General features: G+C 76.0%; 14 protein-coding genes. 10 read left to right on the top strand and 4 right to left on the bottom strand.

Annotation, left to right across the window (positions count from 1 at the left end):
* Positions 1 to 71: 71 nt before the first annotated feature.
* The 4 genes from J0910_RS14740 (at position 72) to J0910_RS14755 (ending at position 4,001) form a co-directional block, all read left to right on the top strand.
* Entirely contained in the window at positions 72 to 731 is a 660-nt protein-coding gene (locus J0910_RS14740; protein WP_420159074.1) for a TetR/AcrR family transcriptional regulator, read from the top strand.
* 487 nt (positions 732 to 1,218) lie between these two features.
* Positions 1,219 to 2,205 (top strand): acyl-CoA desaturase, encoded by a 987-nt coding sequence (locus J0910_RS14745; protein ID WP_420159075.1) that lies wholly within the window; start codon positions 1,219 to 1,221, stop codon positions 2,203 to 2,205.
* A gap of 113 nt (positions 2,206 to 2,318) precedes the next feature.
* Positions 2,319 to 3,086 (top strand): alpha/beta fold hydrolase, encoded by a 768-nt coding sequence (locus J0910_RS14750; RefSeq protein ID WP_420159076.1) that lies wholly within the window; start codon positions 2,319 to 2,321, stop codon positions 3,084 to 3,086.
* A 168-nt stretch (positions 3,087 to 3,254) separates the two neighbouring features.
* Positions 3,255 to 4,001 (top strand): SDR family oxidoreductase, encoded by a 747-nt coding sequence (locus J0910_RS14755; RefSeq protein WP_420159077.1) that lies wholly within the window; start codon positions 3,255 to 3,257, stop codon positions 3,999 to 4,001.
* Positions 4,002 to 4,170: 169 nt separating this feature from the next.
* Here J0910_RS14755 and J0910_RS14760 read toward each other — a convergent pair whose 3' ends face one another.
* Positions 4,171 to 4,785, bottom strand: a complete 615-nt coding sequence (locus tag J0910_RS14760) for a TetR/AcrR family transcriptional regulator (protein ID WP_420159078.1) — start codon at positions 4,783 to 4,785, stop codon at positions 4,171 to 4,173.
* Between the two features lie 123 nt (positions 4,786 to 4,908).
* Between J0910_RS14760 and J0910_RS14765 the strand changes: the two genes are divergently transcribed.
* The 4 genes from J0910_RS14765 (at position 4,909) to J0910_RS14780 (ending at position 9,326) form a co-directional block, all read left to right on the top strand.
* Positions 4,909 to 5,649, top strand: coding sequence for an SDR family NAD(P)-dependent oxidoreductase (locus J0910_RS14765; RefSeq protein ID WP_420159079.1), 741 nt, complete (start codon positions 4,909 to 4,911; stop codon positions 5,647 to 5,649).
* A 302-nt stretch (positions 5,650 to 5,951) separates the two neighbouring features.
* Entirely contained in the window at positions 5,952 to 6,293 is a 342-nt protein-coding gene (locus tag J0910_RS14770) for a hypothetical protein (protein ID WP_420159080.1), read from the top strand.
* A 199-nt stretch (positions 6,294 to 6,492) separates the two neighbouring features.
* Positions 6,493 to 7,155 (top strand): ABC transporter ATP-binding protein, encoded by a 663-nt coding sequence (locus J0910_RS14775; protein WP_420159081.1) that lies wholly within the window; start codon positions 6,493 to 6,495, stop codon positions 7,153 to 7,155.
* Entirely contained in the window at positions 7,152 to 9,326 is a 2,175-nt protein-coding gene (locus tag J0910_RS14780; protein ID WP_420159082.1) for a hypothetical protein, read from the top strand. The genes J0910_RS14775 and J0910_RS14780 overlap by 4 nt, the downstream gene beginning before the upstream one ends.
* A gap of 33 nt (positions 9,327 to 9,359) precedes the next feature.
* On the opposite strand, the gene J0910_RS14785 is transcribed toward J0910_RS14780, so the two are convergent.
* Positions 9,360 to 9,827, bottom strand: coding sequence for an SMI1/KNR4 family protein (locus J0910_RS14785; protein WP_420159083.1), 468 nt, complete (start codon positions 9,825 to 9,827; stop codon positions 9,360 to 9,362).
* 432 nt (positions 9,828 to 10,259) lie between these two features.
* Here J0910_RS14785 and J0910_RS14790 point away from each other — a divergent pair, with 432 nt between their 5' ends.
* Entirely contained in the window at positions 10,260 to 11,024 is a 765-nt protein-coding gene (locus J0910_RS14790) for an alpha/beta fold hydrolase (protein ID WP_420159084.1), read from the top strand.
* 219 nt (positions 11,025 to 11,243) lie between these two features.
* Positions 11,244 to 11,540 (top strand): hypothetical protein, encoded by a 297-nt coding sequence (locus tag J0910_RS14795; RefSeq protein ID WP_420159085.1) that lies wholly within the window; start codon positions 11,244 to 11,246, stop codon positions 11,538 to 11,540.
* Between the two features lie 41 nt (positions 11,541 to 11,581).
* Here the strand turns inward: J0910_RS14795 and J0910_RS14800 are convergent, their stop codons facing one another.
* Together J0910_RS14800 and J0910_RS14805 are read right to left on the bottom strand one after the other, a co-directional pair.
* Positions 11,582 to 12,355, bottom strand: coding sequence for an SDR family NAD(P)-dependent oxidoreductase (locus J0910_RS14800; RefSeq protein WP_420159086.1), 774 nt, complete (start codon positions 12,353 to 12,355; stop codon positions 11,582 to 11,584).
* The gene (locus J0910_RS14805) at positions 12,352 to 13,197 is read right to left on the bottom strand and encodes an alpha/beta fold hydrolase (protein ID WP_420159087.1); all 846 of its coding nucleotides are present in this window, start codon (positions 13,195 to 13,197) and stop codon (positions 12,352 to 12,354) included. The genes J0910_RS14800 and J0910_RS14805 overlap by 4 nt, the downstream gene beginning before the upstream one ends.
* Positions 13,198 to 13,249 lie beyond the last annotated feature (52 nt).

Genomic DNA, 13,249 nt, shown 5'->3' on the forward strand with positions numbered 1-13,249 from the left:
AGGTCGAGGTTGACACCGTCAACCTAAGACGCCGAGTTGACGCTGTCAACGGGGTGTCCTACGGTCGGCGCATGATCGCAGCCCAGGGGCCTGAACCGGTGGACGCGGCCGTCGCCGGGGCCGGGCCGCCGACCCGGGAGCGGCTGCTCGCCGCCGCCTGGGAGCTGCTCGCCGAGGGCGGCCCCGAGGCCGTCACCCTGCGCGAGGTCGGCCGCCGGACCGGGGTCTCGCGGACCGCCCCCTACCGGCACTTCCAGGACAAGGAGGAGCTGCTCCGCGCGGTCGCGGTCCGCTCCTTCGACCTGCTGCGCGTCCGGACCGCCGAGGCCGGCCGGGCCGCCGGGGACGCCCCCGGCGCGCTCCGCGAGGTCTGCCGCGCCTACATCGCCTTCGCCCTGGAGAACCCGCAGCAGTACCGCCTGATGTTCGGCGACTGGGTGCTCTCCCAGAAGCGCGGGGACGCCCCGCAGGCCGCCGCGCTGCGCACCGCCGCCGAGCGGCTCTTCGACACCGCGGCCGAGGCCATCGGCCGGGGCCAGCGCGACGGCGCCGTGCGCTCCGGCGACCCCACCGACTTCACCCTGCTCACCTGGTCCACCCTGCACGGCCTGGTGACCTTCACGCTCTCCGCGCACCTGCACGCGGAGGGGGGCGCCGGCCGGGTCCGGGGCGAGCCCGAGGAGGTCCTCGCCCGCCTCGTCGACGAGGTCGTCCGCGGCCTGCGGGCCTGACCCCCTCCGCACCGCCCGCTCCGGGGTTCCGAGGGGGCGGGCGCCCGCCGCCGGGAGGGCGGCGGGGAGAGCGCCGCCTGCGCGTACGGACCGGGGCGCTCCGGGGCCGCGGTGAGCGGAGGGGAGCCGGTCGGGCCCCGGCGTGCGAGCCGCACTCCGAGCACACCGCCCACGGGCCGTGCACCGGCGAGGCCGTCGCCGCCGGGGCGGACGGCCGCCCGCACATCACCGCCGGCGGCTCCGCGGCCGGGAGGGGCCCTCCGGGGGACCGCTCCGCCGCGCGGCAGGCGGTCCAGGAGCCGGCCCGGGGCGCCGCGGACCGGCGGTCCGCGCGGCCGGATCCGGCCGCGCGGACCCGGAACCCGCCGGTTCGGCGGAGCGTGCGCCGGTTCCGGTGCGGCTCGGCGGGGCCGGTCTCCCACAAACCTACGGTCCCGTAGGTTACGGTGTCGTAGGTAAGCCGGACCCTACAGCCGAGAGGTGGACCATGGCCGCAGCCTCACCGACACCCCCCGCACCCCCGCAGGGGCAGGCGGAGCAGCCGCGCGGGAGCGGGATCCGGGACGGCGACCTCGACCCCGAGCTGCGCGGCCGGGGCGAGCGCATCACCGTCTTCGCCTACGTCCTCATCCCGCTGCTGGCCCTGGCGGCCGCGGTGCCCTTCGCCTGGGGGTGGGCGCTGAGCTGGACCGACATCATCATCGGCGCGGTGTTCTACGTGATCGGCGGGCTGGGCATCACCGTCGGCTTCCACCGGTACTTCACGCACGGCTCGTTCAAGGCCAACCGGCCGCTGCGCATCGCCCTGGCCGTCGCCGGGACGCTGGCCTTCGAGGGCAGCGTGATCAAGTGGGTGGCCGACCACCGCCGGCACCACAAGTACGCCGACCACGAGGGCGACCCGCACTCGCCGTGGCGCTTCGGCGACGACTGGCGCTCGGTGGCCAAGGGGCTCTACTACGCGCACATGGGCTGGCTCTACCTGGACGACCGCAAGACCTCGCTCCGGCGCTTCGCCCCGGACCTGCTCAAGGACCCCGACATCGCGCGCATCGACCGGTGGGCGGTCCCGATCTTCGGGTTCGCCCTGTTCGCCCCGGCCGCGATCGGCGGGCTGGTGACGATGTCCTGGTGGGGCGCGTTCACCGCGTTCTTCTGGGGCGGCCTGATCCGCCTGGTGCTGCAGCAGCACGTGACCTGGTCGGTGAACTCGATCTGCCACACCATCGGCGAGGAGAACTTCGAGGTCCGGGACCGGTCCCGGAACGTGTGGTGGCTGGCGATCCCCTCCTTCGGGGAGTCCTGGCACAACCTGCACCACGCCGACCCCACCTGCGCCCGGCACGGCGTGCTCAAGGGCCAGATCGACATCTCCGCCCGGGTGATCTGGGCCTTCGAGAAGCTCGGCTGGGCCACCAAGGTCCGCTGGCCCGACCCGGAGCGGCTGAACGCCAAGATGGTCGGCCCCGCCTGACCCCGGTGCCCGGCCGGGCCGCCCCTCCGCCCGGGCCGGGCGCCGATGAGTTTCCGGGCCGCCGCTCGTCTGCATGTTCGAACGACCGACGACACAGACCGGAGAGAGCCGCAATGGAGACCACCATCGACCTGGGCGGCGTCCGCACCTGGTACGCCGAGCACGGAGCGGGCGAACCGCTGGTGCTCATGCACGGCGGACTGAGCGACGCCCGCTACTTCGGCCCGGCGCTGGCCCCCCTGGCCGAGCACTTCCGGGTGCTCACCCCCGAGCGCCGCGGACACGGGCACACCCCCGACACGGACGGGCCCTACACGGTCGACGCGCTGGTCGGGGACACCGCCGCGTTCCTGGAGAAGGTCGCCGGCGGCCCGGCCCACCTGGTCGCCTACAGCCAGGGCGCCGGCCTGGCCATGCACCTGGCGGTCCGCCGCCCCGACCTGGTCTCCCGCCTGGTCCTGGTCAGCGGCGCCGCCGACGCCGAGGGGCTCCTCCCCGGCATGCGCCCCAGCGCGGAGGGCGAGCCCCCGGAAGTGATCACCGACATGTACGCCGAGGTCTCCCCGGACGGCCGGGAGCACTTCCCGGTCGTGGTGCGGAAGACGGTCGACCTCTTCGAGACGCAGCCCCCGGTGACCGCCGGGAACCTGGCCTCGATCCGGGCCCGGACCCTGGTCATGGCCGGCGACGACGACATCGTCCGCCCCGAGCACACCCGGTTCCTCTACGAGTCGATCCCCGGCGCCGAACTCGCGGTCGTCCCCGGCGCCTCGCACGTCCTGTTCCTGGAGAAGCCGGAGCTCTGCGCCCGCCTGGTGCTCGACTTCCTCACCGCCGACCCGGTCCCCACCATGATGCCGATCCGCCGCGCCGGGGCCTGACCGGCCCGCGGCGGTAGGCGCGGTGTGCGCGGCGGGGCCCTCCCCGGAGGCGCCCCGCCGCGCACCGGGGGAGAGGGAGGCGGCGAGGCCGTCACATATCGGAGCCCCGCCTTGTCCTGATGGGTGCGGCCGGGTCCGGCCGCAGGACGGGAAGGGAACACATCCTCCATGGCCACGACACTCGTCACCGGCGGCACCGGTGACCTCGGCACCCCGACGGCGGCGGCGCTCCGCGCCGCCGGCCACCGCGTCCGCGTCCTCAGCCGCCGCACCGGACCGGGCCTGACCACCGGCGACCTGCTCACCGGGGAGGGGGTCCCGCAGGCCCTGGACGGCGCGGACACCGTGGTGCACTGCGCCACGGCCAACGCCGGGAGCGACATCACCGCCGCCGCGAACCTGTTCGCCGAGGCGGACCGGGCGGGCGTCGGCCACCTGGTGCTGATCAGCATCGTCGGCATCGACCGGATCCCGCTGCCCTTCTACCGGCAGCGGCTGGAGATCGAGCGGCTGCTCATCGGATCCGGCCTGCCGCACACCATCCAGCGCGCGACGCAGTTCCACTCGCTCATCGCCCGGGTCTTCGCGGTGCAGAGGCCGCTCCCGGTGCTGCTCGCGCCGCGCCTCCCGCTCCAGCCGATCGACGTCGCCGACGTCGCGGACCGCCTCACCGGACTGGCGTCGGGGGAACCGGCGGGACGCGCCCCCGACATCGGCGGCCCGGAGGTGCTCAGGGCCGGGGTACTGGCGAGGCAGTGGCAGCGGGCGACCGGCTCCCGGAAGCCGATCCTGCAGGTGAGCGTCCCGGGGAGGACGTTCGCGGCCTTCGCGGAGGGCGCCGGCCTGGTGCCGGGGGCGCCATTCGGGGAACGGGCCTTCCCGGAATACCTGGCGGGGAGAGGAGACGGCGGGTGAGGCGGGTGCGGTAGCGGTTCGGCGGAGGAGGGGCCGCGAACGATCCGGCCGCCGGGGCGGAGGCGGCCGGGGAACTACGAATCTACTTCGTAGAAGTCGCCTTCATGGGTGAACCCGGACCGAAGAGGCACCGGAGGAAGGCGATGGGCGGGCCTGATCCGGAAACCCGTCAGGAACCCCCGGCCGCGCCGGCCGCCGCGTCCCAGCCGAGCATCGCGATGTCGATGACGGCGTCCAGGTCCTCGCGGGGGCGGGCGTCGCGGGCCTGGGCGGAGAGGCCCTCCATGACGGTCTGGACGTAGCAGGCCAGGGCCGCGGCGTCGGCGCCGGCGGGCATGTCGCCCTCGGCGGTGCCGCGTTCGATGCGCTCCCGGATCTCGGCGAGGGTGTCGCGGCGGCAGTCGGCGAGGAGGCGGCCGATGTGCCCGCGGTCGGCGCCGAGGTTGGTGGCGGCGGTGAAGACCATGCAGCCGGCCGGGGTGGCCGGGTCGGTGTAGGCGTCGGCGCTCTCCCGGAGCAGGGCCTCCACGGCGTCGCGGGTGCGGGGGAGGGCCAGCGCCTTCGGGATCGCGGAGCGCTCGGGGGAGTTGTAGAGCCGGACGGCCTCGCGGAAGAGGTCGTCCTTGGAGCCGAACGCCGCGTAGAGGCTGGTCGGCGTGATGCCCATCGCCGAGGTCAGCATGGTCAGCGAGGCGCCCTCGTAGCCGTGCCGCCAGAACAGCTCCATGGCGGTGGCCAGCGCCGCGTCCCGGTCGAAGCGCCGCGGCCGTCCCCTGCCCGCCATGTGACCCCCTGCACGGTCGCCGGACGCTCCTTGTGGTCCGTGGAGTCCCGATGCTACCAATTATGTAGCGATCACTACTTAAAAAGCTCTGCGGATCGCACCGACACGTACGGAGGACGGGACATGGGTTGGCTCGACGGCAGGGCCGCGCTGGTCACCGGGGGCAGCAGGGGCATCGGCGCCGCGATCGCGGAGCGGCTGGCCGCGGACGGGGCGGCGGTGGCGCTGACCTACAACGCCTCGCCGGAGCGGGCGGAGAAGGTGGTGCGCCGGATCGAGGAGAAGGGCGGCACCGCGGTCGCACTCCGCGCCGACGCCGCCGACCCCGAGGCGCTCACCGCGGCGGTGGACCGGGCGGCGGAGGAGCTCGGCGGGCTGGACGTCCTGGTCAACAACGCCGGGATCTACATCCAGAAGAGCATCGCCGAGCTGACGCTGGAGGAGTACGAGCGGGTGATGGGGGTGCACGTCCGCGCGGCGTTCGTCGCGGTCAAGGCGGCGCTGCCGCACCTGAGGGAGGGGGCCCGGATCGTCAGCATCGGCAGCAACCTGGCGGAGAGCACCTTCAACCCGGGGCTGAGCCTGTACTCGATGAGCAAGGCGGCGCTGGTCGGCTTCAGCAAGGGGATCGCCCGGGACCTGGGGCCGCGCGGGATCACCGCGAACGTGGTGCACCCGGGTTCCACCGACACCGAGATGAACCCGGCCGGCGGCGGCCACGCCGACGCCCAGCGGGGCCTGACCGCGCTGGGGCGCTACAACACCGCCGAGGAGGTCGCCGGAACGGTGGCGTTCCTGGCCGGTCCGGCGGCCGCCAACATCACCGGGACCGCCGTCCTGGTCGACGGCGGGTCGGTCGCCTGATCGCGGCGCCCCCGGGCGGGGCCGGGGCGCGCGGCTCCGCTCCGCCGGGGCGGCGGCCCGGTCCGGAATGCCGTGAATCCGGCGGAACGGCCTTTCCGGGTTTTTGCAGTGCACCACGGAATGCGGAACCGGTTCCGTGTCCGAATCCGGCCACGCTCCGCCGACAGGCCTTAACGCGGTTCTTAATTCTGTTCACCGAGAGCCGCGGTTGTTAACCGGCGGTTTCCTTGCCATGATCCTTCCGCCCGGCCGGGCCGATCCCCCTGTCCAACCGAATATGGAGAATCGGGAGAACCGCCCCTGTGAACGCGCGCAAGCTCATCGCCGGAACGGCGATCGCGGCCCTCGCCGCCCTGCCGCTGCTCAGCGGTACCGCCATGGCCATCACGGCCACCCAGGGCAACGACAAGGCCTACACCACCTCCAGCGGCGCCAAGATCTCCGTCTACGACGGCGAGGACGACAACCGCACCGTCTACGGGAACTACTACCGCCAGGCCTCGGCCGGGACCGAGCGGACCCTGCACAACAAGAGCGGTTACAAGACGACCGCGACCAGCGGAAGCGGGTCCAAGATCATCAAGCTCCGCGTCTGCGAGAGCATCGGTTCCTGGCCCGATTCCTGCAGCGACTGGAAGGCCTGACCGCGGAGAGAACGGCGGCTCCGCGCGGAATTCCGAGAAACCCCCTTTTTTCGGTCCGTGCGGGGCCGCCGCCGGGACGGCCCGGCCTCCCGTCCGAACCACCACCGGGCCCGCGGGAAAGGCCCCCGTTCTGAGAAGAGAACCGAGAATGCCGCACGGCATCGCCGAACCGGCCCCTGCCGGCACCGGAGGAGAACCGGTGCCGCTTCAGATCCGCGGGGTGAGCCACCGGGTCGGCGGCCGCCTCCTGCTGGACGGGGTCGGGATGGAGGCCCGGCGGGGCACCTCCACCGTGATCACCGGCCCCAGCGGGAGCGGCAAGAGCACCCTGCTGGCCTGCATCACGGGCCTGACCGCTCCTGGCGGCGGCAGTATCCGCGTCGCCGGGAACGAGGTCACCCGGATGCGCGGGCGGGCCCTGGCCCTGATGCGCGGCCGGGAGATCGGCATGGTCTTCCAGGCCGGGGAGCTGCTGCCCGAACTCACCCCGGTGGAGAACGTCGCCCTGGCCGGGCTGCTGGCCGGCCTCGGCGCGGAGCGGGCCGCCGAGCGGGCCCGCGCCCTGCTGGCCGAACTGGACGTCGCGACGGAGGCCCGCACCACCGCGGAGCTGTCGGGGGGCGAGCACCAGCGCACCGCGGTGGCCCGGGCCCTGATCACCGAGCCCTCGCTGGTGCTGGCCGACGAACCCACCGGCGCACTCGATCCGGACAGCCGGGACAAGGTCGCCGAGCTGCTGTTCGCCCTGCCCCGGCGGCGCGGGTGCGCGCTGGTCGTCGTCACCCACGACCGGGATCTGGCGGCCCGCGGCGACAGCGTGCTCCGGCTGGAGGGCGGGCGGCTGCGCGAGGCGGACCGATGAGCCGCGGCGGCCCTCCGGGCCTGGCGGCGGTCCTCGTCCGCCTGGGGCGCACCCGGGCCGGCGGGGCCCCGGAGCGGGTCCGCCGCGCCGTGCTCGCCGCCGCGGCGGCCGCTCTCACCGCCGTGCTGCTGGGCGCCGCGGTGATCGCGGCGACCTTCGAGGGGCGGGCCCTGCGCGAGGCCCAGCGCCAGCCCGTCATCGCCGCCTCCGCCGAGCAGGCGGCGGCCTTCTGGGGGGAGCGCCCCGACAGCGCCGGGCGCTGGCAGCACTCGGTGGTCTACCTCGACGGAGCCGGCTCCGGTGCGCCGCCCCCGCCCGGGCTGCCGGAGTGGCCCGCGCCGGGCGAGGCGTACCTCTCCCCGGCACTGGCCGCCGCCGAGCCCGGTATCACCGGGCGCTACGGCCGGCACGCCGGGGACATCGGCCCCGAGGGGCTGCTCTCCCCCGCCGAGCGCCTGGCCTATGTCGGCCTGCCCGAGGACGCCGCGGTCCCCGAGGACTGGATGTACCCGATCACCGGGTTCGGCCCGCCGGGCTCGTATCCGTTCGGGGAGGGCATCACCTTCACCCCGGCCGCGCCGCGGCTGATGGCCGCGGCCTACCTGGTGTTCGTGGTCCTGCCCGCCGGGGCCCTGTTCGTGGTGGCGGCCCGCTGGGCGGCGGCCGGGCGGGACCGCCGCGACGCGCTGCTCACCGCGCTGGGCGCGGGCACCCGCCACCGGTTCCTGGTGGGGCTGTCCTCCTGCCTGCCCCCGATCCTGGCGGGCGCCGCCGGGGCGGCCCTGGCCGCCGTCCCGCTGCTGCTCTCCGACGTCCGGGTCCCGGGGATCGACTACACCGTGCGCGCCGCCGACGTGCGGCGGGACGGGTGGCTGCTGCCCGCGGCGGCGGCGGTGTCGGTCGCCGCCTGCGCGGCGGGGTGCGCCGCGCTGCACGCCCGGCGGGCCCGGCGCGGGGCGGTCCGGCCCCGCCCGGTGCAGGGGCCGGTGGCGACCTGGAAGATCGCGCTGTTCGCGGTGGGGGCGGCGGCGGCCTCGGCGGCGGCCCTGTTTCCGCCGGGGAGCGGTCTGGCGGTCCCGGTCTACGCGGCCGGGCTGGTCGCCGCGCTGGCGGCGGCCCCGTCGGCGATGGCGGCCGCGACGGCGCGGGCGGGTGCCGCGGCGGCCCGCCGGGGGCTGCGCGCGGGCCGTCCCGCGTGGATCGTGGCGGGGCGCTGGTGCGAGCACCGGCCGGGGGTGGTGGCCCGGCTGGTGGCCCCGGTGATCATCGGTGTGGTCACCTTGGTCAACGTCCATTACTTCCTGGCGTCGGAGACGCTGACCTCGTTGGAGGCCCGTCTGGCCAATGAGCGCGTCGGCGACGGCGCTCTGCTGCTGAGGGCGCACGCCCTCGACGCCGGGCGGATCGCGGAGGCGGGCCGGGCCCTGCCGGAGCGGGCCCGGCTGGTGGCCGTGGACACCGCGGGGGGCGGTCCGCCGGTGCTGCGGGCCCCTTGCCCGACCCTGCGCTCCCTGGGCCTGGGGTGCCCCGGGCGGCCGGCCCCGCTGGAGCCGGGGGCCGGGGACGTGCGCCTGGCCGAGCTGCGCGCGTGGCAGGTCGGGGGCGATGCGCTGGTCCATGCGGGCCCGGTCCCGCCGGAGGAGGGGGAGCTGGAGCGGCTGGTGGTGCTCTCTCCGCTGGAGGACCCCCTGACGAGGCCGGGGGTGCACAACGCGGTGCAGCCGGTCCTGGGGCCGACCACCCAGGTGGAGCGGCTGGCCTCGCTGGAGATGACCCCGGCCAATGCGCGGCTGTCCGAGTGGGGGGTGCTGCTGGGGACCTGGGGCATGGCCCTGCTGGCGGCGGCGGGGCTGATCGGGGCGGGCGGCAACTTCGTGGAGGCGGCGCGGTCGACGGCTCCGCTGAGCGCGCTCACCGGCCGCCGCCGCTGGTACCTGGGGGTCGCCTCGGGGTTCCTGGCGGCTCCGATGGCGGTGTCGGCGGTCCTGGCGGCGCTGCTGAGCCTGCCGCTGGGCACGGTGGTGCAGCAGAACCGCCAGGTGCCGGTGGCCCCTCCGGACACGCTGGCCTCCATCGCGCTGGGGGCCGTGGTGCTGGCGCTGGCCTTCGGGGCGGCGGCCGGGCTGCTCTCGGCCCGGGTCGCGGCTTCGTGGCGGCCGGGCCGGGAGTGAGGCGCCGGGGCCTGCGGGGCCCCGGCGGCCGGGTCAGAGGGAGAAGCGGCCGGTGAGCCACCAGTCGATGTAGGTCTCCAGGCCGGGGGCGACCCATACCCGGTCGTCGGTCTCGTGCTTCCAGGCGAACACCCCGGCCGGGTCGGGGCGGCCGGCCAGGATGCGGTGGGCGAAGAGGTCCCCGTTTCCGGCGTCACCGAAGAAGAGCAGCGGTTCGAAGGGCATGTACAGCCCGGCGAGGGCGGGGGAGCGCATCCGCCGGTTCTCCTCGGCGATCCGCCGCGCGCTCCAGACCAGGCCGAGCCCGTACTCGCCGTCGATTCCGTCGCTCTCCCGCAGCAGTGCGGCGAGGTCGGCGGGGAGGGGGCAGCGGACCGCCCGCTCCGCGGCGCGGAGGTCCTCTTCGCGGGCGGGGGCGGTGGTCTGCAGGAGGTGTCCGTAGGGGCGGGTGCGGAGGCGCGCGGGCAGGCTCTGCTCGGCGGGGTCGTTCTCGGTCGGCATGCCGGGCAACCTATCCGCGGGCGGGGACGGGGCGCGGGGCGGGGCGCCGCGGGTCGGCGGCGGGCCAGGGCGAGGAGTTCGTCGACCGGCCACCGGTCGTCGGCGCGGGCGATGCCGGGCCAGGCGCGCGGGGAGAGCAGGGCCCGGGGGAGGGTTCGACGCCGAAGGCGCGGTAGAGCCTGCGCCCGCTCGGTCCCCGGGGCGGAGGCGTTCCGCCGGGGGCTGAGAGGCTGTCGGGTGTGCGGGTGGTCGCCCGGAGCGCCCGGCTAGCGGACCGCCCCGTTGGTCTTGGAGTCGCGGGGGTATCAGGGCGCCCTGACACCCCCGCGACTCCAAGATCAACGGGGAAGTGGGACGGCCGGTCCGCCTCCTCTCCGCGCCGGAGGGGGGAGCGGTGTACCGCCCGGGCGGCCGTCCCATAGGGTTCCTCGGATGGTGATCTCTCATGATGTGGACGGGGACGGCCCCGCGGTGGTGCTCCTGCACTCCGGGGTGTGCGATCGGCGGATGTGGGACGCGCAGTGGCCGGCCCTGGTCGGTGCCGGCCACCGGGTGGTCCGCCCCGACTTCCGGGGGTTCGGCGGGACGCCCGCGCCGGACCGGCCCTACGGCGACGCCGAGGACGTGCTGGACCTCCTGGACCGCCTGGGCATCGCGCGGGCGGCCCTGGTCGGATCCTCCTACGGCGGGCAGGTCGCCCTGGAGGTCGCCGCGCGGTGGCCGGACCGGGTGAGCGCCCTCGCCCTGCTCTGCTCCGCCTTCCCGGGGCACGAGCCCTCCGCCGAGCTCGCCTCGGTCGGTGAGCGGGAGGAGGCGCTGCTCGACGCGGGCGACATCGCCGGCGCGACGGAGCTGATGGTCGAGACCTGGCTGGGGCCGGAGGCCGGCGAGTCCGCGCGCGAGGCGGTGCGCCGGATGCAGCGGCACGCCTTCGAGGTGCAGGCGTCCGCGGCCGAGGAATTCGAGCCGGAGGAGGCCGAGGTCGATCCGGCGGCGGTCCGGGCCCCCTGCCTCGCCGTTTCGGGCGCGCACGACCTGCCGGACTTCCGGCGGAGCGCCGCCCGGCTGCCGGACCTGATCGCCGGCGCCGAGCACGTCGAACTGCCCTGGGCGGGGCACCTCCCCGGCCTGGAGCGGCCGTCGGAGGTCGCGGAGCTGCTGGTCGGCTTCCTCAAGGAGAGGGGCACCGGGGGCTGAGCCCGCCGGCGGTGCGCCGGGGCGGGCGGCGCCGGGCGGGGAGGGCCTCTCCCGGCCGGCGCCGCCCCGGTGCGGCTCCGGAGCGGGGCGGGAGGGGGTACGGTCTCCCTGCCCCGCACGGACCGGTTTCGGCTTCCGGCCTGTACTCCCGGTGCCCTCCCGGGGCGCCGCGGTGCCCGGGGCCCGTGCCCGCCGCCCTCTCGCCGCGTCTGGAGACCCGTGTACACCTACCCGTCCCCGCAGCCCCGGCAGCCCTCCGCGCGGCTCTCCGGCTCCGCGGTCACCGCGTTCGTCCTGGGGCTGCTCAGCGTCGTGACGACGCCGCTGTTCGGGCTGTTCGCGCTGGTGCCCGCGCTGGCGGCGCTGATCGGCGCCTACGCCCTGCGGGTCACCCACGTGGAGCGGCTGCGCGGCCGGGCCCTGGCGATGTGGGGGTTCTGGCTCGGGGCGGCGTTCTTCCTGATCGACGTCCTCCTGCTGATGCTGGGGTTCGTGGGCATGAAGCTGGAGGGGTGAGGCCCGGCCCGCCGGCCCGCGCGCGGGCCGGCGGGCGCGGGTCAGCCCCGGGAGCGGTGGACGCGCAGCGGCCCGGCGCTCTGCGCCACCGGCATCAGCTCGATGGCGTTGATGTTCACCCGGGCCGGGCGGGAGGCCGCCCAGTGCACCGCGTCCGCGACGTCCTCGGGGGTGAGCGGGTCGGTGTCCTCGTACGGCGCGGCGGCGCGCTCGGCGTCGCCGGAGAAGCGGACCGCGGAGAACTCGGTGCCGCCGACCAGGCCCGGGTCGACGCAGGTGACGCGGACGGCCGTGCCGTGCAGGTCGGTGCGGAGGTTCCGGCTGAACTGGTGCACGAACGCCTTGGTCGCCCCGTAGGCGTTGCCGCCGGGGTAGGGGTAGTGGGCGGCGGTGGAGCCGATGTTGACGATGTGGCCGCGGTTCCGCTCGACCATGCCGGGCAGCAGGGCGCGGGTGCAGTACATGAGCCCGGCGCAGTTGGTGTCGAGCATGCGCTGCCAGTCGTCGGGGTCGGCCTCCTGGGCGGGGCCCAGCCCCAGGGCGAGGCCGGCGTTGTTCACCAGGACGTCCACCTCGGCGAAGGGGGCGGGCAGTTCGGCCGCCGCCCGCTCCACGGCGGCGCGGTCGCGCACGTCCAACCGGACCGGGTGGACGTTCTCCTCGCCCAGTTCCCTGCGGAGCTCGTCCAGGCGCTCGGTGCGGCGGGCGGCCGCCACGATGCGGGCCCCCTCGGCGGCGAAGCGGCGGGCGATCGCGGCGCCGAACCCGGAGCTGGCGCCGGTGACGAAGACGGTCGGCTGATGGTCGTTGCTCATGGGGCGATTGTCCCGCCCGCCTCGGCGCGGCGGGCGGCCGCCTCCCCGATCAGGGCCTCCAGGTGCGGGTCGAAGTCCTCCGGGCGCTCCAGGTTGGGCAGGTGGCCCGCGCCCGGAACGGCGGCCAGGCGGGCGCCGGGGACCAGGTCGCGGATGAGCCGGGCGTCGGAGAGCGGGGTGAAGGGGTCCTCGGTTCCGGCGACGACCAGGGTCGGGACGGCGGCCTTGCGCAGCGAGGGCCGGTGGTCCGGGCGCTGCGCCCGGCCGCGCAGCGCCGCGGCGGCCCCCTCGGGCGGCGCGGACAGCATCATCTCCAGCACGTGCTCGGCGACGCGGGGGCGCTCGCGGCGGGTGCGGGCGGAGACCATCGAGTCGAGGACCTCGCGGGCGTAGCCGGACATGCCCTCGGCGAGCAGCCGGTCGGCCGCGGCGGCCCGGCGGGCGCGCCCTTCGGCGGTCTCCGGCGGGGCGGAGGTGGCGGCGAGGACGAGGCCGCGCACCCGCTCGGGGAAGAGGCGGTGGAACTCCATGGCGATCTGGCCGCCCATGGACAGGCCGCCGACGACGGCGCCGGGGAGGCCGAGCAGGTCCAGCAGGGCCGCGGCGTCGCGGGCGAACTCCGACAGCGGGCAGGTGCCGCCGCGGACCGTGCTCTCCCCGTAGCCGCGCAGGTCGGGGACGATCACCCGGTGCCCGGCGGCGGCCAGGCGCTCGGCCTGGGGGCGCCACATGGTGCGGTCGAAGGGGTGGCCGTGCACGAGCAGCACCGGAGGGGCCGCTCCGTTCCGCGGCCCGCGGTCGTCGTAGGCGAGGGTGATCCCGCGCAGGGAGGCGGTGGGCATGCCGGGTCTCCTTCCGGGTGGCGGTGGGTACGGGGCGACGCTAGGCGCCCCC

This window comes from Nocardiopsis oceanisediminis, assembly GCF_048595525.1.
GTDB lineage: Bacteria > Actinomycetota > Actinomycetes > Streptosporangiales > Streptosporangiaceae > Nocardiopsis_A > Nocardiopsis_A oceanisediminis.

Excerpts from the sequence above, each read along its gene's own strand:
- J0910_RS14740 (WP_420159074.1), top strand. The coding sequence starts at position 72 with ATGATCGCAGCCCAGGGGCCTGAACCGGTGGACGCGGCCGTCGCCGGG.
- J0910_RS14745 (WP_420159075.1), top strand. The coding sequence starts at position 1,219 with ATGGCCGCAGCCTCACCGACACCCCCCGCACCCCCGCAGGGGCAGGCG.
- J0910_RS14750 (WP_420159076.1), top strand. The coding sequence starts at position 2,319 with ATGGAGACCACCATCGACCTGGGCGGCGTCCGCACCTGGTACGCCGAG.
- J0910_RS14755 (WP_420159077.1), top strand. The coding sequence starts at position 3,255 with ATGGCCACGACACTCGTCACCGGCGGCACCGGTGACCTCGGCACCCCG.
- J0910_RS14760 (WP_420159078.1), bottom strand. The coding sequence starts at position 4,785 with ATGGCGGGCAGGGGACGGCCGCGGCGCTTCGACCGGGACGCGGCGCTG.
- J0910_RS14765 (WP_420159079.1), top strand. The coding sequence starts at position 4,909 with ATGGGTTGGCTCGACGGCAGGGCCGCGCTGGTCACCGGGGGCAGCAGG.
- J0910_RS14780 (WP_420159082.1), top strand. The coding sequence starts at position 7,152 with ATGAGCCGCGGCGGCCCTCCGGGCCTGGCGGCGGTCCTCGTCCGCCTG.
- J0910_RS14785 (WP_420159083.1), bottom strand. The coding sequence starts at position 9,827 with ATGCCGACCGAGAACGACCCCGCCGAGCAGAGCCTGCCCGCGCGCCTC.
- J0910_RS14790 (WP_420159084.1), top strand. The coding sequence starts at position 10,260 with ATGGTGATCTCTCATGATGTGGACGGGGACGGCCCCGCGGTGGTGCTC.
- J0910_RS14800 (WP_420159086.1), bottom strand. The coding sequence starts at position 12,355 with ATGAGCAACGACCATCAGCCGACCGTCTTCGTCACCGGCGCCAGCTCC.
- J0910_RS14805 (WP_420159087.1), bottom strand. The coding sequence starts at position 13,197 with ATGCCCACCGCCTCCCTGCGCGGGATCACCCTCGCCTACGACGACCGC.